Origin of the sequence: Streptomyces sp. NPDC096040 (assembly GCF_040303265.1) — a bacterium.
GTDB lineage: Bacteria > Actinomycetota > Actinomycetes > Streptomycetales > Streptomycetaceae > Streptomyces.
The window spans coordinates 82,195-103,264 of the sequence record NZ_JBEOTA010000007.1; the positions used below are offsets into that span (position 1 = coordinate 82,195).

At 70.8% G+C, this 21,070-nt stretch carries 15 protein-coding genes; 7 read left to right on the forward strand and 8 right to left on the reverse strand.

Translation table 11 applies throughout. From position 1 onward, the window contains the following. Positions 1 to 52 precede the first annotated feature (52 nt). Complete coding sequence (locus ABTY98_RS10970; RefSeq protein ID WP_352220568.1) at positions 53 to 715, reverse strand: mycothiol-dependent nitroreductase Rv2466c family protein; 663 nt, start codon at positions 713 to 715, stop codon at positions 53 to 55. Positions 716 to 851: 136 nt separating this feature from the next. Here ABTY98_RS10970 and pepN (ABTY98_RS10975) point away from each other — a divergent pair, with 136 nt between their 5' ends. Both pepN (ABTY98_RS10975) and ABTY98_RS10980 read left to right on the forward strand, forming a co-directional pair. Continuing rightward, positions 852 to 3,431: an aminopeptidase N gene (gene pepN / locus ABTY98_RS10975; RefSeq protein ID WP_352220569.1), complete on the forward strand. Its 2,580-nt coding sequence runs from the start codon at positions 852 to 854 to the stop codon at positions 3,429 to 3,431. 231 nt (positions 3,432 to 3,662) lie between these two features. Further along, complete coding sequence (locus ABTY98_RS10980; RefSeq protein WP_352220570.1) at positions 3,663 to 4,700, forward strand: hypothetical protein; 1,038 nt, start codon at positions 3,663 to 3,665, stop codon at positions 4,698 to 4,700. A 75-nt stretch (positions 4,701 to 4,775) separates the two neighbouring features. Here the strand turns inward: ABTY98_RS10980 and ABTY98_RS10985 are convergent, their stop codons facing one another. From ABTY98_RS10985 to ABTY98_RS11010, 6 genes are all read right to left on the reverse strand, one after another. Further along, positions 4,776 to 5,978 (reverse strand): glycosyltransferase, encoded by a 1,203-nt coding sequence (locus ABTY98_RS10985; RefSeq protein WP_352220571.1) that lies wholly within the window; start codon positions 5,976 to 5,978, stop codon positions 4,776 to 4,778. Between the two features lie 311 nt (positions 5,979 to 6,289). Then, complete coding sequence (locus ABTY98_RS10990) at positions 6,290 to 7,438, reverse strand: RNA polymerase sigma factor (RefSeq protein WP_352220572.1); 1,149 nt, start codon at positions 7,436 to 7,438, stop codon at positions 6,290 to 6,292. Beyond that, positions 7,435 to 7,854 (reverse strand): YciI family protein, encoded by a 420-nt coding sequence (locus ABTY98_RS10995; RefSeq protein WP_352220573.1) that lies wholly within the window; start codon positions 7,852 to 7,854, stop codon positions 7,435 to 7,437. Before ABTY98_RS10995 ends, ABTY98_RS10990 begins: the two co-directional genes overlap by 4 nt. A 119-nt stretch (positions 7,855 to 7,973) precedes the next feature. Further along, entirely contained in the window at positions 7,974 to 9,083 is a 1,110-nt protein-coding gene (locus tag ABTY98_RS11000; protein ID WP_352220773.1) for a serine hydrolase domain-containing protein, read from the reverse strand. Positions 9,084 to 9,206: 123 nt separating this feature from the next. Next, positions 9,207 to 10,985, reverse strand: coding sequence for a TIGR03767 family metallophosphoesterase (locus ABTY98_RS11005; RefSeq protein ID WP_352220574.1), 1,779 nt, complete (start codon positions 10,983 to 10,985; stop codon positions 9,207 to 9,209). A 267-nt stretch (positions 10,986 to 11,252) separates the two neighbouring features. Further along, positions 11,253 to 11,717, reverse strand: coding sequence for an NUDIX hydrolase (locus ABTY98_RS11010; RefSeq protein ID WP_502994203.1), 465 nt, complete (start codon positions 11,715 to 11,717; stop codon positions 11,253 to 11,255). Positions 11,718 to 11,926: 209 nt separating this feature from the next. Between ABTY98_RS11010 and ABTY98_RS11015 the strand changes: the two genes are divergently transcribed. Further along, positions 11,927 to 15,241 carry a S8 family serine peptidase gene (locus ABTY98_RS11015; RefSeq protein ID WP_352220575.1) on the forward strand — a complete coding sequence of 1,105 codons (3,315 nt, stop codon included), beginning with the start codon at positions 11,927 to 11,929 and terminating at the stop codon, positions 15,239 to 15,241. A 50-nt stretch (positions 15,242 to 15,291) separates the two neighbouring features. On the opposite strand, the gene ABTY98_RS11020 is transcribed toward ABTY98_RS11015, so the two are convergent. Then, positions 15,292 to 15,546, reverse strand: coding sequence for a hypothetical protein (locus ABTY98_RS11020; protein WP_352220576.1), 255 nt, complete (start codon positions 15,544 to 15,546; stop codon positions 15,292 to 15,294). A 281-nt stretch (positions 15,547 to 15,827) separates the two neighbouring features. On the opposite strand from ABTY98_RS11020, the gene ABTY98_RS11025 reads away from it, so the two are divergent. The 4 genes from ABTY98_RS11025 to ABTY98_RS11040 all read left to right on the forward strand — a co-directional run bounded on the left by ABTY98_RS11025 (position 15,828) and on the right by ABTY98_RS11040 (position 21,053). Continuing rightward, on the forward strand, positions 15,828 to 16,847 hold the full coding sequence (locus tag ABTY98_RS11025; RefSeq protein WP_352220577.1) for an aspartate-semialdehyde dehydrogenase: 1,020 nt from the start codon (positions 15,828 to 15,830) through the stop codon (positions 16,845 to 16,847). An 85-nt stretch (positions 16,848 to 16,932) separates the two neighbouring features. Beyond that, a complete protein-coding gene (locus tag ABTY98_RS11030) occupies positions 16,933 to 17,721 on the forward strand; it encodes an SDR family NAD(P)-dependent oxidoreductase (protein WP_352220578.1) in 789 nt (262 codons plus the stop codon). Between the two features lie 115 nt (positions 17,722 to 17,836). Then, positions 17,837 to 20,410, forward strand: coding sequence for an aminopeptidase N (gene pepN, locus ABTY98_RS11035; protein WP_352220579.1), 2,574 nt, complete (start codon positions 17,837 to 17,839; stop codon positions 20,408 to 20,410). A 190-nt stretch (positions 20,411 to 20,600) separates the two neighbouring features. Continuing rightward, complete coding sequence (locus ABTY98_RS11040) at positions 20,601 to 21,053, forward strand: DUF5707 domain-containing protein (protein ID WP_352220580.1); 453 nt, start codon at positions 20,601 to 20,603, stop codon at positions 21,051 to 21,053. Positions 21,054 to 21,070 lie beyond the last annotated feature (17 nt).

Here is a 21,070-nt window from a genome sequence, read left to right on the forward strand (position 1 = left end):
CCTTCCCGTACTGGCTCGTCAGGGCTTGCCCCCTCGGCGGAGACAGGCGGGTCTACAGGTTGCTGAAGTCGGGGCCCTTGCTACGGCTCCGCTTGATCTCGTAGAAGCCGGGGACGGAGGCGACCGCGAGGGTGCCGTCCCACAGGCGGGCCGCCTCCTCGCCCTGCGGGGCGGGGGTGACGACCGGGCCGAAGAAGGCGATCTGCTCGCCGTCCGAGCCGGGCACGGCGATGACCGGGGTGCCGACGTCCTGGCCGACCTTGTCGATGCCCTCCTTGTGGGAGGCGCGCAGCTCCGCGTCGAACTCGAAGTCCTCCTGGTCGGCGTACTCGATCAGGTCGGCGGGCAGACCGGCGTCCGCGAGGGCACCCTCGATCGCCTCGCGGGTCGGGCCCTCGCCGCCGTTGTGGATACGGGTGCCGAGCGCGGTGTACAGCGGGCCGAGGACGTCGGCGCCGTGCTTCTGCCAGGCGGCGGCGACCACACGGACCGGGGCCCAGGCCTTGGTGGAGAGAAACTCCCGGTATTCGTCGGGCAGCTCGTCCAGCTTGTCCTCGTTGAGGACGGCGAGGCTCATGAGGTGCCAGCGGACCTCGATGTCCCGGACCTTCTCCACTTCCAGCACCCACCGGGAGGTCATCCAGGCCCAGGGGCACGAGGGGTCGAACCAGAAGTCGACGGGGGTCTTGCCGGAACTCGTCACGCTCTCGGACATGGTTCTCCTCGGTATACGGTCCTTTTCCAGCGGCAACACCGGCACCGGCCACCCCATTCCCGATGTCCGCTGTCAGGGGCGCATGGGAGGATCGGTGCTGTTCCGGCGTACCGACAACGATGAGGGAGTGCCGCCCGTGCCCGGTGAGAATCTGTCCCGCGACGAGGCCCGGGAGCGGGCCGCCCTGCTGTCGGTCGACGGCTACGACGTGTCGCTGGACGTGCGGTCCGCCGTCGGCGAGGGCGACGGCGAGCCGCGCACCTTCCGCTCGGTCACCACGATCCGCTTCCGCTGCAACGAGCCGGGCGCGTCGAGCTTCGCCGACCTGGTCGCGCCGAGCGTGACCGCCGTGACGCTGAACGGCAAGGACCTCGACCCGGGCGAGGTCTTCGACGGCACCAGGATCGCCCTGGAGGACCTGGCCGCGGAGAACGAGTTGGTGGTGGACGCCCGGTGCGCCTACTCCCGCACCGGCGAGGGCCTGCACCGCTTCGTCGACCCCGAGGACGGCGAGGTCTACCTCTACACCCAGTACGAGCCGGCCGACTCCCGCCGCGTCTTCGCCAACTTCGAGCAGCCGGACCTCAAGGCGCCGTTCCGCTTCGAGGTGCGGGCACCGCAGGAGTGGACGGTGTGGAGCAACGGGGCGGGCGAACTCACCGACGGGGTGTGGCGGTTCGCGGAGACGAAGCCGATCTCGACGTACATCACCTGTGTGGTGGCGGGCCCGTACCACTACGTGACGGACGCGTACTCCCGCACGCTCCCCGACGGGTCGACGCTGGAGATCCCGCTCGGCGCGATGTGCCGCAAGGGCCTGGCGCCCTACTTCGACGCGGACGACGTCTTCCTGGTCACCAAGCAGGGCCTGGACTTCTTCCACGACCACTTCGACTACCCGTACCCGTTCGGGAAGTACGACCAGGCTTTTGTACCCGAGTACAACCTCGGCGCGATGGAGAACCCGGGTCTGGTGACGTTCCGGGAGGAGTACATCTTCCGGGGCAGGGTGACGCAGGCGTCGTACGAGGCACGGGCCAACGTCATCCTGCACGAGATGGCGCACATGTGGTTCGGCGACCTGGTCACCATGGTGTGGTGGGACGACCTGTGGCTGAAGGAGTCCTTCGCGGACTTCATGGGCGCCTTCGCGAACGTCAACGCGACCCGTTTCACCAACGCCTGGACCACCTTCGCCAACCGTCGCAAGGCCTGGGCCTACCGCGCCGACCAGCTGCCCTCCACCCACCCGATCACGGCCGACATCCGCGACCTCCAGGACGCCAAGCTCAACTTCGACGGCATCACCTACGCCAAGGGCGCCTCCGTCCTCAAGCAGCTGGTGGCGTACGTCGGCCAGGACGCGTTCCTGGAGGGCGCCCGCCGCTACTTCAAGCGCAACGCGTACGGCAACACGCGCCTCGGTGACCTGCTGTCGGTCCTGGCGGAGACCAGCGGCCGGGACATGAGCGCCTGGGCGGGGTCCTGGCTGCAGACGGCGGGGGTGAACTCGCTGACCCCGCAGGTGCTGCTCGCCGCCGACGGGCGGGTCGCCGAGGTGGCGGTGGTGCAGGAGGCCGCGGAGTCGCACCCCGAACTGCGCCCGCACCGGGTCGCGATCGGCCTCTACCGCCGTACGGCCGAGGGCGCTCTGGAGCGGTACGCGCGCGTGGAGGCGGACGTCGACGGCCCGCGCACGGTGATCGACGGCCTGGCGGGCGCCGAGGCCCCGGAGCTGGTCCTGGTCAACGACGACGACCTCACGTACTGCAAGATCCGCTTCGACGACACCTCGCTGGCGACGCTCCGGGACCACCTGGGTGCCCTGACAGACCCGCTCGCCCGGGCCCTGTGCTGGTCGGCGCTGTGGAACCTGACCCGGGACGCGCTGCTGCCGGCCCGGGACTTCATCGACCTGGTGCTGCGGTTCGCGAGCCGCGAGTCGGACATCGGGGTGCTGCAGATGCTGCACGCGTGGGCGGACTCGGCGCTGGTGCACTATGTGGCGCCCGAGTGGCGGGAGACGGCCGGGCGGCGGCTCGCGGAGGGCGCCCTGCGGGAGTTGCGGCAGGCGGAGCCGGGCAGCGAGCACCAGCTGGCGTGGGCGCGGTTCTTCGCGTCGACGGCGGTGGACGGTGCCGACCTCCAGCTGCTCCAGGAGCTGCTGTCGGGGACGGCCACGATCGACGGCCTGGACGTCGACCAGGAGCTGCGCTGGGCGTTCCTCGAACCCCTCGCCGCGCACGGCGCGGCCGACGAGTCCGTGCTGGCCGCCGAACTGGCCCGCGACGACACCGCGTCCGGCAAGCGCCACCAGGTGCGCTGCCTGGCCGCCCGCCCCTCGGCGGCCGTGAAGGCGCAGGCCTGGGCGCAGGTCGTGGAGTCGGAGGCGCTGTCCAACGCGCTGGTGGAGGCGACGATCGCGGGCTTCGCCCAGCCGTCGCAGCGGGACCTGCTGGCGCCGTACGCGGAGAAGTACTTCGAGGTCATCGCCCGGATCTGGGAGGACCGCTCGATCCAGATCGGCATGGACGTGGTCCGGGGCCTGTACCCCTCGCTCCAGGACCGCCCGGAGACGCTGGAGGCGACGGACGCCTGGCTGACGGCCCACGCCGACGCGCCCCCGGCGCTGCGCCGGCTGGTCCTGGAGGCCCGGGACGACCTGGCCCGGACGCTGCGCGGACAGGAGTGCGACGCGGCGGCCGTCAGCGACTGACCTTCGGCCCGAGCTTCGGCCCGAGCTTTGGCCTGAGCTTTCCCGCCGGGTGACCGTTACGGAATTCAGTCAATCATGGCCGTAACCCCTGGTCCACACCCGATCGGACCAGGGGTTTTCGCCTCCTACTCGGCACTCGAACACCTGACCTTTAGTACCGTGTTGTCCGCATTCTTCAACAGGAACGTAACAGCGGTTAAGGGGCAGACCGGGCACGGGAATCTCGTGGCCATGACCCACAACACCCCACTCTCCCCCCGCCCCCTCCGCCATCTCGCCGACGTCCGCCGCCGGGTGATGACGACGGCTCAGCTCCGCTCCCACGGCGTCGCGGCCGCCGAGATCGCCGAGCAGTGCCGGCCGGGCAGCCCCTGGCAGCAACTGCTCCCCGGCGTGATCCTGCTCCACCCCGGCCCGCCGACCAGCGAGGAACGCCTGCACGGAGCCCTGCTGTTCGCCGCCCGCGAGCCCGCCCCCGGCGTCCCCACCCAGCCGAGCCCCGACTCCCCCCACCGCCCGGTCTACGCGGAGACGATGATCACGGGCCTGGCCGCGCTGACCCTCCACGGGTTCTCCTCCACCCCGCCGCTGCTCTCCCTGGACCACGTGGACGTCCTGGTCCCGCGCATGCGCCGCATCCGCTCCACCTCCTACGTCCGCGTGCTCCGCACCCCGGCCCTGCCGACCCCCGAGCCGGTTACGGGCCTGCCCGTCGCCCCGGTCCCGCGCGCCCTCGCGGACGCGGTGGCGGACCTGACCGACGCGGAGGCGGTACGACGGCTGCTGACCGAGGCGGTACGCGGACACCACTGCGAACCGGCCGCGGTGGTACGGGCGTTGAACCAGGCGAAGCTGCTGTCCCGCCCGCATGTGGTCGACGCCGTCGACTCCCTGGTCGCCGAGGGCCGGGCCATCGCCGAGGACCGCCTCTACCGGATGGTCCACGAGTACGGCCTCCCCGACCCCGTGTGGAACGTGGACCTGCGTCTCCCCGGCGGCCCCCACCTGGGCGGCCTCGACGCCTACTGGCCCGAGCAGGCGGTCGCCGTCGAACTGGACACCCGGGCCCCGCGCCAGGACGAGGACGCCCTGTGGTCCGAATACGCCCGCAAGCGCGAGCACCTGGAGCGGCTGGGCATCACGGTCGTCTACCTGACCCCGAAGAAGCTCCGCGACTCGATGGAGCAGCAGGCGGCGGTGGTCCGTACGGCACTGATGGCGGCCGACGACCGCGACCCGGCCGCGTATGTCGTGGTGCTGCCCCGGTAGCGAGGGGGCCGCCACCAGGAGGGGAGAGGAGGGGCCGCCGGTCCGGAGGGGGACCGACGGCCCCTCCTCGCTCTCCTACTGCCCGCTGACCCCCGGGCGCAGTTCGTCGCGTACGTCGCCGGCGACGTGGTCGAGCAGGTCGGCGTACGCGGCGATCATCCGCGTACGGCTGAACCGCTCGCGGCTGGCGAGCAGCGCCGGTGCGAAGGCGTCCCGTTCGGCCACCGCCGCCGACCACGCGAAGGCGATCGCGTCGGGGTCGAAGGGCGTCACGAGCCCGTGGCCCTCGACGATCGACGCGCTGTCGCCGACGTCCGTGGTGACCGGTACGGCGCCGCACATCATGCCCTCGATGAGGCAGAGCGGCGCCGCCTCGCCGGAGGCGGAGGTGAGGGCGACGACGTCGGAGCCGGCGTAGACGGCCTCCATGTCGTGCCGTACGCCGAGGAGGTGCACGCGGTCGCCGAGGGCGGCCCGGTCGGCGCCGAAGGCGATCTCCATGTCGGCCCAGAGGGCGGGGTTGTCCTCGGTCATCCCGGCGCCGCACATGACCACGTGGCCGCCGCCCTCGCGGGCCAGCCACGCCCTGGCCGCCCGCAGGAAGAGCGGCACGTTCTTCATACCGGCGTACCGGGCGGCGAAGACGACGACGGGGGCGGTGGCGGGGATCCCGGCGGACTCACGGAACGCGAGCCGCACCGCCGCGTCCGGGCGGAAGCGGAGCAGATCGACCCCGTTCGGGATGACGTGCAGCAGCTCACCGGGGATGCCGGCCGCCTCGTACGCGTCCCGCGTCGACTCGGCGCAGCACACGCACGCCACGACCTTGCCGTCCGCGATGGCGGTCTTCAGCTCGTCCAGCGCCGGGCCCTGGTTCTCCGGGTCGGACCGGTGCAGGCAGACGACGACGGGGCGACGGGGCAGCCCGGCCTGGTTGAGGAGCGCGAGCGGCTGTTCCTTCAGGGAGAGGATGACGTCCGCACCGGCCATCGCCCGTGCGGTATCGGCCAACTCGGGCCCGCTGAAAACCGACGCCGCGACCGTGCCGTCGACGAGGCCCGCGGTGCGGCCGAGGGAGGCGACATCGATGCCACCGGCCGTGAGCGCGCGGTAACAGGCGTCGTCCTCCATCCGCTGCGTCGTGGCTTCTCGGTGGACCTCACCGTGCAGACTCAGTACGCGATGCCACTGCTGACCGCCCTCGACGAGCCCCAGCAGTACATCGCTGTGAACGATCCGGGCACCCCCGGAGAAGAATCCCTCGTAGACCGAGAGCACACGAAGTCCGAGCCGAGCGCCCACACGATCACCAGCCTTGCACCATATCGAGCCATCCCCGGGAACCGCGGGTTAGCCGATATGAGGCGGTACGGACGTTTCATTCGGATGAACGGTATGTCTCGTGTCGGAGTCCGGTTCATTTACACGGGGAGTACCGGAACGGTCACCGGCGGAATCCCCCGACGACCCCCGCCGTCACCCTTGTGACCTGCAGTTTTTACGGGAATGGCCGAGGCGGCGGGAGGCCCGGGACCGACCCGGCCGACGGCAAAAAATCGGCAAGCGCGACAGCCGAACGTACGACGGTGTCAGCGGCGGCTCCGGCGGGCGTTGAGCCGGGCGGCCTGGCGGGTCAGGTGGTCGCGCTCGGCGAGGTCGGGTGCCTTGTGGGCCGCCTCGGCGTACAGCCGTGCCGCCGTCGCCGGGTCGCCGTCGCGTTCGTGGAGGTAGGCCGCCACCGCGGTGTGCCGGGGCAGGGCGGGGTCGAGCGTCGCGAGCGCGGCCAGGCCTGCGCGGGGTCCGTCGGCCTCGCCCACGGCGACCGCGCGGTTGAGCCGGACGACCGGGCTGTCGGTCAGGCGCGTGAGCTCGTCGTACCACTCGACGATCTGGACCCAGTCGGTCTCGTCGGCGGTGGGTGCGTCGGCGTGGAGGGCGGCGATGGCGGCCTGTGCCTGGAACTCGCCCAGCCGGTCGAGGGCGAGGGCCGTCTGGAGGATCTGGACGCCCTCGGCGATCAGGCGGGTGTCCCAGCGGCTCCGGTCCTGCTCGGCGAGCGGGACCAGGCTGCCGTCGGGCGCGGTGCGGGCGGCGCGCCGGGCGTGGTGGAGCAGCATGAGGGCGAGGAGCCCGGCCACCTCGGGGTGGTCGACCCGGGCCGCGAGCTGCCGGGTGAGCCGGATGGCCTCGGCGGCGAGGTCGACATCGCCGGAGTAGCCCTCGTTGAAGACGAGGTAGAGGACGCGCAGCACGGTGGCGACATCGCCGGCCCGGTCGAACCGCACGCCGGAGACGGTGCGCTTGGCCCGGCTGATGCGCTGCGCCATGGTCGCCTCGGGCACCAGGTAGGCCTGGGCGATCTGCCGGGTGGTGAGCCCGCCGACGGCGCGCAGCGTGAGCGCGACCGCCGAGGACGGGGTGAGGGACGGGTGGGCACACAGGAAGTAGAGCTGGAGCGTGTCGTCGACCGCGGGCGTCGGTCCGGGTTTCGGCTCCTCGTCGACGAGGTCCTCGCGCCGGCGGCGGGCAGCGTCCGAGCGGGTGGCGTCGAGGAACTTGCGCCAGGCCACGGTGACCAGCCAGCCCTTCGCGTCCCGCGGCGGGTCGGCCGGCCAGGCGCGGACCGCCTCGATCAGCGCCTCCTGCACGGCGTCCTCGGCCGCCGCGAAGTCGGCTCCGCGGCGGACGAGGACGGTGAGCACACTCGGTGTGAGGCTCCGGAGCAGGACCTCGTTCACTTGAAATGGCACTCCGTGACGGTGGGGTGCATGCCCAGGAACGGGCGCAGCTCGAGCCACTCGTGGATCGGCTTGCCGCTCGCCCCCGGGGCGGCGGACAGCTCCCCGGCCAGCTCGACGGCGCGCTCGTGACTGTCGACGTCGATCACCATCCAGCCGGCGATGACGTCCTTGGTCTCGGCGAACGGACCGTCCGTGACCGGCGGGCGCCCCTCGCCGTCGTACCGGACCCACATCCCCTCGGGAGCGAGGGCCTGGCTGTCGACGAACTCGCCGGTCCTCTCGAGCCGGGCCGCGAAGTCGTTCATGTACTGGACGTGCGCCGAGATCTCCTCCGGCGTCCACTGGTCCATGGGCACGTCGTTGACCGCGGCCGGGGCGCCCCGGTAGTGCTTGAGCAGCAGGTACTTGGCCATGGTGGTTCTCCTCGGTGCTCGTGCGACCCATTGTGGCCGCCTTCACCCCGGGGACGGAGCCGGCCGCGGGTTCTCGACATCACCGCCGGAACTTTTTTCCGGGCGTCCGTGGAAGAGGCTCAGCTCCCGCAGAACTCCGCGTCGAGGACCGTGCCCGGGTCGCCCGTCCAGTCGCCGTTGAAGTTCACGGCCAGGGCGTGACGGCCGTCGGCGGTGGTGCCCGCAGTGGAGGTGGAGCCGTGGATGCCGCCGTCGTGGCCCCAGACGTGGACGCCGCAGGAGAGGGTGTGATCGATCAGGCCGAGGCCGTAGGCGCTGTTGGGGTCGCCGGGGACGGGGACCGTGGTCTTCATCTCCTTCAGCTGGCGCACAGGGAGCAGGCGGCCGCGCAGCAGTGCCTCGTAGAAGCGGGTCAGGTCGGCGGAGGTGGAGATCACCTCGCCGGCCGAGGCGGCCATGGAGGGGTTGAGGGCGGTGACGTCGTAGGTCGGATCTGCCGGCTGCGCGAACTTCGAGTAGGCGCGGCTGCTCGGGCGCGGGAGGTTGGTGCGGGTGCCGGGGAGGGACGTGCCGGTCAGGTGGAGGGGCTTGATCACGCGGTTCGTGATCTCCTCGGCGTACGAGTGGCCCGTCACCGCCTTGATCACCATGCCCGCCAGGACGTAGTTCGTGTTGGAGTAGGACCAGCTCGTGCCCGGTGCGAAGTCCGGCTTGTGCTTCATCGCGATCCCCACCAGCGCGGCGGGCGTCAGCGTGTCGTAGCGGTGCTGGAAGAAGCCGTCCTTCGTGAAGTACGCGCGGCCGAAGTCTTCGTCGGCCGTGTAGTTGAAGATGCCGCTGGTGTGGTTGAGGACCTGGCGGACGGTGATGCGGCGGCCGTCGTTGCCGTTGCCCCGGACCACCCCCGGCAGCCACTTGGCCACCTTGTCGTCCAGGGACAGGCGGCCCTCCGCCTCCAGTTGGAGCAGAACCGTGGAGACGAAGGTCTTCGTGATGCTGCCGACCCGGTAGTGGTCGGACGCGGAACGCGGTGCGCCCGTCCGGGTGTCGCCCACCCCGGCCGTCGTCGACCAGGTGCCGTGCGGGTCACGGGCCGTGGCCGTCACCCCGGGTACGCCCGCCGCGACCGCGGCCTTCACCGCCTTGCGGGTGGCCGAGTGGCCGGCGGCGGGTGCCGCCACCGCCGGTGCCGCCAGTGCCGCCGACAGGGCCACTGCCGTGGCCGCCATCAGTGTCGTACGTACGAACATGTCTCTCCCCCAGTTGGGTCAGCGCAGCCCTCGGGCTCGGTCGGGGGGAGGGACACCCTCGTGATCGGCGAGGTTGCCTGCTGTAGGCCGGTTGGGTGAGTTTCAGCCCTTCCTCAGGACCAGCTCCGTGTTCCGGTCCACCGCGTCGCCGCCCAGGACCTTGCTGGAACCGGGGGCGTTGAAGGCCAGTTCGCGGTAGAGGGCCGCGAGGCCGGTCTGGGAGAGGTCGGAGAAGTCCGTGCGGTGCGGGGCCGCCGACTCGATCAGCGTGGTGAAGAGCGAGACCGTGCCGTCCTTGTTGTCCACCAGCTCCACGACCCGGGCCAGCTGGGGGTAGTCCACGTGCGAGGCGGTGGTGATCTCCCAGAAGGAGTTGCCGTTCGAGGCCTTGTGCGGGGTGATCAGGTTGCGGTGGATGTGGCCGTTCACCCAGGCCAGCACATTGGCGTGGCGGTTGAGGAGGGTGACCAGCTCGGTGCCCGTGTGGCGGCGGTCGCTCGGGTGGGCCGGGTCGGGGCGGGTGTTGGTCATCGTCTGGCTGGTGTGGTGGCTGAAGACGACCGCGTAGGAGTCCTTGTTCTCCTTCAGGGTCCGCTCCAGCCAGGCCAGTTGGGCCGTACCGATCGATCCGTCGTAGTGGCCGCCGGCGTCCGTCGTGTCGAGGCTGACGCCGATGACGTCGTCGGAGATACGGAAGGCGTAGTACTGGGTGCCCGCGGCCACGTTGGCGGTCGAGTAGCCGTGGCCCACCGGGCCGAGGCCCTGGTAGGCCGGGTCCAGATGGGCCTTGAGGTAGTCCGCGGCCGTGTACGGGGCGCGCTTCTCGTCCGCCGTGACCGAGCGCGCCGAACGGGCGTGGGCCTTGAGGAAGTCACGGTAGCCGCTGCCCTTGGGGTCCTGGGCCTTGCGGATGGTGTCCTGGAGCTTTTTGGCCTCGGCGTCGGTCGCCGTCATCAGCTTCTTGCCGGCGACCGCGGCCGCGGCGAGGTAGGGGTCGGCGTGGGAGCCGAAGCAGCCGAGCGGCAGGGAGTCGTGGTTGCCGACGGTGGAGTACCAGGGGAGGTTGAGGCCGGGGCTCCTCACCTCGCGGATCGCGGCGGCGAGAAAGCCCGCCAGGTGCGGGAAGCCGAGCGCCTTGTCGCCGTCGCGGACCGTGGAGCTCGCCTGCCAGTACAGCTTGAGGCCGCTGTTCTGCACGCCCTCGTAGTGTTTGGGGTCCCCGCTGTTGGGGGTGATCCGGCCGCCGCTCATCACCTTCATGAACCACTCCAGCTCGGAGTGGGCGTTGTTGTCGGTGTTGTCGCCGGTCGTCATCACGAAGTGCAGCGGGGAGCCGGTGACGGGGGCGCCGCGCAGCGCGTTCACGCGCTCGACGAGGGAGATGGCGCCGGGCACCGTGAGCGCCTCGTGGGGGCGCCAGGCGTGCGGGTCGTGGGCGCGCAGGTATTCGAGGCGCAGCGGGTGCTGGACGTCCATCAGATGCAGGTCGGTGAACTGCACGAACGCGGCGAGGGCGGTACGGCGGTTCTCCCGGCCGGACTTGGCGGTGGCCAGGTCGGAGCGGAGCATGCGCGACCAGCCGGCGCCGTCACCGAGCCGCCGGTACCCCGAGCCGTTGCGGGGCGCGGCGACGGAGGCGAGGGTCGTGCCCTTGGTGTACGGCGTGAGGGGGGCCGCGGCGGCCTTGCGGCCCTCGGCGACCGGCTCCTGCTCCTCGGTCGCGGTGGGCGCGGCCTGACTGTCGGTGGGGCGCAGGGCGTAGCCGACGCCCGCGGAGAGCGAGACGGCTCCGGCGGCGGCGAGGACGGTACGGCGGTTGATCTCCAGTGCCTCGCGGCCCTTCTGGGCGGCGGAGGTGGCGACTGAGCGTATGCGCGACATGGCGCGGTCTCCCCGAGTGCGAACGCGTCCGGCAGTGGTCGCGGGGCGATCGCTTCCGCGAACTTCCCGCTCACTCTGGATCGTTGGCACCGGGGATGGCCTGCGCGTGAACTCGGCGGCAACGCGCAACGCCGATCACCGTACGTGGATCAGGTGAGGTGGGGTCCGGTCATGGAGCGGATTTCGGGCGGCCGGGGGCCGGTTACTCCGCGTTCATCTGCCGGGGTAGGGGGAGGGTCTCCGGCGCGTACGGCCGCGCTTCGGCGCTTACGACTGCTCTTCTGCAAACCGCCCCGCCACCGGCCGCTCCCGCCACATCCGCAGTGCGACATCGACCAACCGGATGTGCCGGAGATCCGGTACGGCGTCCAGGTCGTGCCAGGCGGCCATGTCGGTGGAGCCGTTGACCTCGTTGCGGAGTCCGCCGCCGACGATCTCGCCGGTGTAGATGATCCGCACATGGTGGTGGTCGGTGATGCGGGCCAGCAGGCTCTCCCGGGCGAAGCGATGGCGGCGGGAGTCGATGCCCAGCAGCCCGGTCACCTCGATGCGGTAGCCGGTCTCCTCCATGAGCTCGCGGCGGACCGTGTCGTAGGGGTCCTCGCCGTGCTCCATGCCGCCACCGGGCAGGACCCACTCGGGGGTGCCGTCGTCGGCGGGTGACCGGGCGAGCAGGATCTGTCCGTCACGGACGCACACGGCGTAGGCCGCCACCCTCAGCTTCTCGCGCACATCGGCACGGTAGGGGGCGCGGGGAGCGACTGCCACCGGGTTTTCCGCGACAGGACCGGGAGATGACCGGGGGTTTTCCCCATACGTTCATATCGATTCGGTCAACGTTCCCAAAAGTGCGTTCTCTTGGGGAAAGCTGTGCGCCTACGCGCCGGACACGACCAAGTCCGGTCGTTTCGTGCTCGTTCCTTTACCTACAAGGGATGCAGATGACCCTCAGCCCCCAGCACGACCCGATACCGGGCCACAGACGCCTGGCCCGGATAGCCGTGGCCGTCGGTGTCGTGGCCGCGCTCTCCGCCGCCGGGCCGATACCCCTGGCCGCCGCCACGGCCACCGCTTCCTCCGCCGCCACCGCCGACCCCGGCGTCAAGTCGGCCCACGACAAGCTCGGTTCGGACGACGCCGAACTGCTCGCCGAGGCCAAGGCCGACGGCGCCAAGAACGTCACGATGATGATCGCGACCGCACCGGGGCAGACCGAGCAGGTCGCGCAGGAGCTGGACGGCGTCAAGGGCGGCTCGGTGGGCCGTACGTACGACAAGCTCGGCTATGTCCGCGCCACCGTCCCCACGGGCCGGGCGGACTCGGCGATCGCCGCCGCCGCGAAGCTGTCCTCGGTGCACGCGATCGACCTGCGCCAGGAGATCCAGCTCGACGACCCGACGGTGAGCGACGCCAACGCCAAGAGCGTCAAGGCCACTTACTCGGGGCCGAACAGGAACACCCCCGCCGAGAACCCGTACAACCCCTCCTTCGAGACGGGCGCCGTCGACTTCGTCAAGGACCACCCGAAGGCGGACGGCCGGGGCATCACCATCGGCATCCTGGACTCCGGTGTCGATCTCGGTCACCCGGCGCTGCAGAAGACCACCACGGGCGAGCGGAAGATCGTCGACTGGGTGACCTCGACCGACCCGATCGTCGACAACGACCAGACCTGGCGGCCCATGGTCACGGCCGTGTCCGGGCCGAGCTTCGGCTACGGAGGCAAGACCTGGACGGCACCCGCCGGGTCGTACGAGATCAGCACGTTCAAGGAGTCGTACACCACGGGTGGCGACGCGGCCGGTGACGCCAACCGGGACGGCGACACCACCGACAGCTGGGGCGTGCTCTACGACCCGGCGGCCGGCACGGTCACCGTCGACCTGAACAACAACAACGACTTCTCCGACGACACGCCGATGAAGCCGTACAAGGACGGTTACCAGGTCGGCTACTTCGGCACCGACAACCCGGCGACCGACGTCGTCGAGCGGCAGCCGTTCGTCGTGCAGATCCGCAAGGACGTCCCGATGGACCCGTACGGGGGGTCCTGGATCGGCAAGACGGCCGACTTCGTCAACATCGGCGTCATCGAGTCCGAGCACGGCACCCACGTCGCCGGTATCACCGCCGCCAACGGCCTGTTCGGCGGCAAGATGAACGGCGCGGCTCCGGGCGCGAAGATCGTCTCCTCCCGGGCCTGCACCTGGACCGGCGGCTGCACCAACGTCGCCCTCACCGAGGGCATGATCGACCTGGTCGCCAACCGGGGCGTCGACATCGTCAACATGTCGATCGGCGGCCTCCCGGCGCTGAACGACGGCAACAACGCGCGCGCCGAGCTGTACACCCGGCTCATCGACACCTACGGCGTGCAGCTGGTCATCTCCGCGGGCAACTCCGGCCCGGGCGCGAACACCATCGGCGACCCCGGGCTCGCCGACAAGGTCATCTCGGTCGGCGCGGCCATCTCCAGGGAGACCTGGGCCGCCAACTACGGCTCCCAGGTGACCACGAAGTACCAGCTGCTGCCCTTCTCCTCGCGCGGCCCGCGCGAGGACGGCGGCTTCACGCCGACCCTGGTCGCGCCCGGCGCCGCGATCAACTCCACCCAGACCTGGCTGCCGGGCTCCCCGGTCGCCGAGGCGGGCTACTCGCTGCCGGCCGGATACTCCATGCTCCAGGGCACCTCGATGGCGTCCCCGCAGGCGACCGGCGCCACGGCGCTGCTGCTGAGCGCCGCCAAGGAGAAGGGCATCGCCCTCTCCCCGGCCGACCTGCGCACGGCCCTCACCTCGACCGCCGACCACATCAAGGATGTGCAGGCGTACGAGGAGGGCGCGGGCCGCATCAACATCGTCGACGCGTGGGAGTCCATCAGGGACCACGCCACCGCGCACGACGCCGTGCCGAACAACTACGCCGTCAAGGCGCCCGTCGACACCGCGATCGACTCCGCGCTGAAGACCCCGGGCTACGGCACCGGCCTGTACGACCGTGAGGGTGGCCTGAAGGCCGGGCAGAAGAAGACATACGACATCACGATCACCCGGACCTCCGGCGCGGACAAGGCGATCCGGCACGAGCTGCACTTCGAGAACAACGCCGGGCACACCTTCAAGATCCTCGGCTCGGACGAGGTCATGCTGCCGCTGAACCAGCCGGTGACGGTCAAGGTGCAGGCCAGGCCGAAGAGTTCGGGCATCAAGTCGGCGATCCTTGAAGTCGACGACCCGAGGACCGAGGGCGTCGACAAGCAGATCCTGACGACCGTCGTCGTGTCCACTCCGGTGAACTACACCTACTCGGCTTCGGGTTCGGTACAGCGCAACAGCTCCACGTCGTACTTCGTGACCGTGCCCGAGGGCGCCAAGTCCCTCGAGGTCGCGATGAGCGGGCTGGCCGACAAGAGCCAGACGCGCTTCATCGCCGTCCACCCGTACGGCGTTCCGGTCGACAACACCGGCACCCCGTACTGCTACAACAACTACCTCGGCGGCAACGGCTGCAAGCCGGACGTCCGTTCGTACGCCGACCCGCAGGCCGGCGTCTGGGAGATCGAGGTCGAGGCACGCCGTACCTCGCCGCTGCTCGACAACCCGTACAAGCTGGGTGTCACCGTGCTCGGCGCGGCCTTCGACCCGGAGACCGTGACCGTGCCCGAGGCCAAGGCCGGCACCCCGGTCAGCGCCTCCTGGAAGGTGACCAACAAGTTCGCCACGCTCGACGGCAAGCTGGTCGGCGGTCCGCTCGGCTCCTCGAAGACGGCCCGCCCGTCGATCAAGGAGGGCGAGACCCAGACCTCGACGGTGACCGTGCCCGCGGGCGCGAAGTCGCTGGACGTGGCCATCGGCAACGTCTCCGACACGGCGGCCGACCTCGACCTGACCGTGTACGACGCGTCCGGCAAGCAGGTCGCGCAGTCCGCCGACGGCGACTCGGAGGAGGCGGTGTCCATCGCCTCGCCGGCCGCCGGCACGTACACCATCGAGGTCGTCGGCTACTCGGTCCCGTCGGGCTCCACCGACTACGACTACCGGGACGTCTTCTTCTCCGCCACGCTCGGCGCGGTCACGGTCGACGAGTCGACGCCGGTCAAGCTCGGCACGGGCGCCTCGGCCACGGTGACCGGCCAGGTCACGGCGGCCACGGCGGCCCCCGAGGGACGTGAGTTCTTCGGCCAGGTCCAGCTGGTCGACGCGCGCGGCACGGTCGCGGGCGTCGGCAGCGTGAAGATCGAGAAGGTCACGCAGTAGCGGTAAGAGAACCGGTGCTGGGGCGGGCGTCCTGCGGGGAGCCCGCCCCTTCACTTTCGGCAGGTCGTGGTGCGCGACGCGGGCAGGTCGCGGACGATCCAGGACCGCTGCGGGGCGATCTCGGCCTCGCCGACCGCGTATCGGTCGGGCTCCTGCTGCCCGCTCGTGATGCCGACGAGGAGACGGGCGCCGGTGCGGATACGGGCGACGGCGCCGGCCGCGAAGCGGACGTCGACCTCCTCGGCGGTCTTCGCCGGTTTGTAGGCGCGGGTCACCTTCAGGGTGACGCGTTCCCCGTCGCTCACCGCGTTTGTCCTACGACGCCGCGGGCCCCGGAAACGTTCGGACGGCTCCCGGAAATCTTTTCCGAGGCGTACGTCACACCGGCGCGCCCCGCAGCACAGCTTGCGGCACGAAGGCCGCGGAGAGCCAATTTCTGCAGCTCAGCGCGGGTGCCGACGGGAGTTCCACGGGCCGGCAGGTCCGTTCGGCGGGCATGGCGGGCAAAGAATTGGACAGGCTGACCCGGGTCGGCCGCATGATGGAAAGGCCGCAGACGCACGTCACCGTATGCAAGGGAGTCACCGTGAGGGTCGGAATCGTCGGAGCCACCGGTCAGGTCGGCACGGTCATGCGCAGGATTCTCACGGAGCGCGACTTCCCGGTCACCGAGCTGCGGCTGTTCGCCTCGGCCCGCTCCGCCGGGAGCGTGCTGGACGGGGTGACGGTCGAGGACGCGGCGACCGCCGACTACACCGGCCTGGACATCGTGCTGTTCTCGGCGGGCGGGGCCACCTCGAAGGCGCTCGCGGAGCGGGTCGCCGCCCAGGGTGCCGTCGTCATCGACAACTCCTCCGCCTGGCGCAAGGACCCCGAGGTCCCGCTGGTCGTCTCCGAGGTCAACCCGCACGCGATCGCCGACCGGCCCAAGGGCATCATCGCCAACCCGAACTGCACCACAATGGCCGCGATGCCGGTCCTGAAGGTGCTGGACCGGGAGGCCGGCCTGGAGACGCTGACCGTCGCCACCTACCAGGCGGTGTCCGGTTCCGGTCTCGCGGGCGTCGCCGAGCTGCACGGCCAGGTGCAGAAGGTGGTCGCCGACGCCGACAGGCTCACCCACGACGGCGAGGCCGTCGACTTCCCCGAGCCCGGCGTCTACAAGCGGCCCATCGCCTTCAACGTCCTCCCCTTCGCCGGCAACCTCGTCGACGACGGTCTGAACGAGACCGACGAGGAGCAGAAGCTGCGCCACGAGTCCCGCAAGATCCTGGAACTCCCCGGGCTGAAGGTCTCCGGCACCTGCGTCCGCGTCCCGGTCTTCTCCGGCCACTCCCTCCAGGTCAACGTCCGCTTCGCCCGCCCGATCAGCCCCGAGCGCGCGACCGAGCTGCTCGCGGACGCCCCGGGCGTCGAGCTGTCCGACATCCCGACCCCGCTGCAGGCGGCCGGCAAGGACCCGTCGTACGTCGGCCGGATCCGCCGTGACGAGACGGTCGAGCACGGTCTGGCCCTGTTCATCTCCAACGACAACCTCCGCAAGGGGGCCGCGCTGAACGCCGTGCAGATCGCGGAGCTGGTGGCCGAAGAGCTGTCGGCGCGGTAAGACAGGGACTCCGGCCGCGGGCGCGCCTCGCAGCAGAGCCGGCGCAGCCGGTAGAGCTCGTTCACCCAGCGGGAGCCACCACACCATGAGCAACACCCAGCCGTCCTGTGCCACCTCGCACGTCCTCGACGGCAAGGTCGCCATGATCACCGGCGCGTCCAGCGGGATCGGTGCGGCCGCCGCCCGGCTGTTCGCCCGGGAGGGTGCGGCCGTCGTGCTGACGGCCCGGCGCGCGGACCGGCTGCGGGCGCTCGCCGAGGAGATCGGCGCCGGCGGCGGCCGGGCCCTCGCCGTGCCGGCGGACGTGGCCTCGGCCGAGGACGTCGAGCGGGTCGTCCGCACGACCGTCGACACCTTCGGCCGCCTGGACTGCGCCTTCAACAACGCCGGGTTCGGCACCGCCGGCACCGAGCTGCACAAGACCGGCCAGGACGTCTACGAGCAGACCATGGACGTCAATGTGCGCGGGGTGTGGAACTGTCTGCGCTTCCAGATCCCCGAGATGCTCGCGTCCGGCGGCGGCACGATCGTCAACACGTCGAGTGTCGCGGGGCAGCGGGCGACCGGGGCGTCCGCGGCCTACGTGGCCGCCAAGCACGCCGTCCTCGGGCTCACCCGGGCCGCCGCGGCCGAGTACGCGCAGCGCGGCATCCGCGTCAACGCGCTGGTGGTGGGCAGCACCCGTACCGAGATGATGGACCGGGCCGTGCGGACGCTGCCGGAGCTGCGGGAGCGGTTCGAGGGTGAGACGCTCCAGAAGCGGATGGCCGGACCCGCCGAGGTCGCCGAGGCCGCGCTGTGGCTGTGCAGCGACCGCTCGTCCTTCGTCACCGGCGCGGCGATGCCGGTCGACGGCGGCACGACGGCCGCCTGACGCCCCTGGCGTGCCAGACGCCTGACCAAACGATCTGTGGGGTTTTCCCTCGTCGCCCGCGGCCATGCTGCCGTGGAAGGATGGCGCAACCCACACATAACGAGGAGATGACCGCGTGCCTGGCACAAACCTGACTCGCGAAGAGGCGCAGCAGCGGGCGAAGCTGCTCACCGTTGACTCGTACGAGATCGATCTCGACCTCTCCGGCGCGCAGGAGGGCGGTACCTACCGGTCCGTGACCACGGTGCGCTTCGACGTCGCCGAGTCCGGCGCCGCGTCCTTCATCGACCTGGTGGCCCCGGCGGTCCACGAGGTCACCCTGAACGGTGATCCGCTCGACCCCGCCGAGGTCTTCGAGGACTCCCGGATCGCGCTGCCGGGCCTGCTGCAGGGCCGTAACGTGCTACGGGTCGTGGCCGACTGCGCGTACACCAACACGGGTGAGGGTCTGCACCGGTTCGTCGACCCGGTCGACGAGCAGGCCTACCTCTACACCCAGTTCGAGGTGCCGGACGCCCGCCGGGTCTTCGCCAGCTTCGAGCAGCCGGACCTCAAGGCGACCTTCCAGTTCACGGTGAAGGCGCCGGCCGGCTGGACGGTCGTCTCCAACTCGCCGACGCCCGAGCCCAAGGACGACGTCTGGGTCTTCGAGCCGACGCCGCGCATCTCGTCGTACATCACCGCGCTGATCGTCGGCCCGTACCACTCCGTGCACAGCGTGTACGAGAAGGACGGGCAGAGCGTGCCGCTGGGCATCTACTGCCGGCCCTCGCTCGCCGAGTTCCTCGACTCGGACGCGATCTTCGAGGTGACCCGGCAGGGCTTCGACTGGTTCCAGGAGAAGTTCGACTACGCGTACCCGTTCAAGAAGTACGACCAGCTGTTCGTGCCGGAGTTCAACGCGGGCGCGATGGAGAACGCGGGCGCGGTGACCATCCGCGACCAGTACGTCTTCCGGTCCAAGGTGACCGACGCGGCGTACGAGACGCGGGCCGAGACCATCCTGCACGAGCTGGCCCACATGTGGTTCGGCGACCTGGTCACCATGGAGTGGTGGAACGACCTGTGGCTGAACGAGTCGTTCGCCACCTACACCTCCATCGCCTGCCAGGCGTACGCACCCGGCTCGCGCTGGCCGCACTCGTGGACGACGTTCGCCAACTCCATGAAGACCTGGGCGTACCGGCAGGACCAGTTGCCCTCCACGCACCCGATCATGGCCGAGATCCGCGACCTGGACGACGTCCTCGTCAACTTCGACGGCATCACGTACGCCAAGGGCGCGTCCGTCCTGAAGCAGCTCGTCGCCTACGTCGGCATGGACGAGTTCTTCAAGGGCGTGCAGGCGTACTTCAAGCGGCACGCGTACGGCAACACGCGCCTGTCCGACCTGCTCGGCGCCCTGGAGGAGACCTCCGGGCGTGATCTGAGCACCTGGTCGAAGAAGTGGCTGCAGACGGCCGGCATCAACATCCTGCGCCCGGAGGTCGAGACGGACGCCGACGGTGTCGTCACCTCCTTCGCCATCCGCCAGGAGGCCCCGGCGCTGCCGGCCGGCGCCAAGGGCGAGCCGACCCTGCGCCCGCACCGGATCGCGATCGGCCTGTACGCGTACGACGAGGACAGCGGCCGGCTGGTCCGCGAGGACCGGATCGAGCTGGACGTGGACGGCGAGCTGACGGCCGTACCGCAGCTGGCCGGCCGCCGCCGCCCGGACGTCTTCCTGCTCAACGACGACGACCTGTCGTACGCCAAGGTCCGCCTGGACGAGAAGTCCCTGGCCTTCGTCACCGAGCACCTGGGCGACTTCGAGTCCTCGCTCCCCCGCGCCCTGTGCTGGGCGTCTGCCTGGGACATGACCCGTGACGCCGAACTGCCCGCCCGGGACTACCTCTCCCTCGTCCTCTCCGGCATCGGCAAGGAGTCGGACATCGGTGTGGTGCAGTCCCTGCAGCGCCAGGTGAAGCTCGCCATCGAGCTGTACGCCGACCCGACGACCCGCGAGGCGCTGCTCACCCGCTGGACCGACGCCACCCTCGCCCATCTGCGGTCCGCCGCGCCGGGCAGCGACCACCAGCTGGCCTGGGCCCGCGCCTTCTCGGCCACGGCCCGCACCCCGGAGCAGCTGGACCTCCTCGAAGGTCTGCTGGACGGCACCCACACCGTCGAGGGCCTGGCCGTCGACACCGATCTGCGCTGGGCGTTCGTGGAGCGGCTGGCCGCGGTCGGCCGGTTCGACGAGGCGGAGATCGCGGGTGAGTACGACCGCGACCGGACGGCGGCCGGCGAGCGCCACGCGGCCACCGCTCGCGCCGCCCGTCCGACCGAGGAGGCGAAGGCCGAGGCGTGGGCGTCGGTCATCGAGTCCGACAAGCTGCCGAACGCCGTGCAGGAGGCGGTGATCAACGGCTTCGTCCAGACCGACCAGCGTGAGCTGCTCGCGCCGTACACGGACCGGTACTTCGAGGTACTGAAGTCGGTGTGGGACTCCCGCTCCCACGAGATCGCCCAGCAGATCGCGATCGGCCTCTACCCGGCCCTTCAGGTCTCCGAGGAGACCGTCACCAAGACGGACACCTGGCTGACCGCGGCCCAGCCGAACGCGGCCCTCGCCCGCCTCGTCTCGGAGTCCCGCGCGGGCGTCGAACGTGCCCTGCGGGCCCAGGCGGCGGACGCGGCGGCCCAGTAGCCGACGGTACGAACAAGGGGGCGCCCGGCGGACCGGGCGCCCCCTTGTCGTGCTCCCCATCACCTTGGCGGAGTTGAGTACCTGTGCTCACGCCCGGGGTGCCCGTGCGTTGCGAGCATCGGTGCAACGGCGCGGCACAGAGCGCCGGTTCGTCCAGTCGAGGCACTCAGACAGTTTCGGAGAACCCGCCATGTCCCGTCGTATCGCTCTGTCCATCGCCGCCGGTGTCGTCGTCCTCGGAGGCGCCGGGGCCTTCGCCCTCGCCTACGCGGGGGACCAGCCGCCCGCCTTCGCGCACAGCACGGCCCGTTACACCGCGCCCGGCAGCGGCCGCAACGGCTCGTTCACCTTCTCCACCGAGGTCACCGCGTCCTCCGGTGTGAAGAGCCTGAAGGTGCTGGCGTGGCCGGAGAAGTCGGAGTTCGCGAAGAAGCCGCCGACCGCCAAGGACATGGCAGGGGTGGAGTCGGCGGCCTGTGAGCCGGCCGAAGGGGACACCGCGCGGTGCGTGTACAAGGCCGTGGTGTCCGCCGCCGACGCCGCGTCTTCCCCGCGTGGCGCCTGGCACATCGCCGTACTCGCCACCGCCGAGGACGGCAGCACCACCCTGGACACCAAGGCGGCCGGCTTCACCATCGGCTGAGCCGGTCCGCCACCGAT

Excerpts from the sequence above, each read along its gene's own strand:
- ABTY98_RS11040 (WP_352220580.1), top strand. The coding sequence starts at position 20,601 with ATGTCCCGTCGTATCGCTCTGTCCATCGCCGCCGGTGTCGTCGTCCTC.
- ABTY98_RS11000 (WP_352220773.1), bottom strand. The coding sequence starts at position 9,083 with ATGGCGGCCACGGCAGTGGCCCTGTCGGCGGCACTGGCGGCACCGGCG.
- ABTY98_RS11015 (WP_352220575.1), top strand. The coding sequence starts at position 11,927 with ATGACCCTCAGCCCCCAGCACGACCCGATACCGGGCCACAGACGCCTG.
- ABTY98_RS10995 (WP_352220573.1), bottom strand. The coding sequence starts at position 7,854 with ATGGCCAAGTACCTGCTGCTCAAGCACTACCGGGGCGCCCCGGCCGCG.
- ABTY98_RS11030 (WP_352220578.1), top strand. The coding sequence starts at position 16,933 with ATGAGCAACACCCAGCCGTCCTGTGCCACCTCGCACGTCCTCGACGGC.
- ABTY98_RS11005 (WP_352220574.1), bottom strand. The coding sequence starts at position 10,985 with ATGTCGCGCATACGCTCAGTCGCCACCTCCGCCGCCCAGAAGGGCCGC.
- ABTY98_RS10970 (WP_352220568.1), bottom strand. The coding sequence starts at position 715 with ATGTCCGAGAGCGTGACGAGTTCCGGCAAGACCCCCGTCGACTTCTGG.
- ABTY98_RS10980 (WP_352220570.1), top strand. The coding sequence starts at position 3,663 with ATGACCCACAACACCCCACTCTCCCCCCGCCCCCTCCGCCATCTCGCC.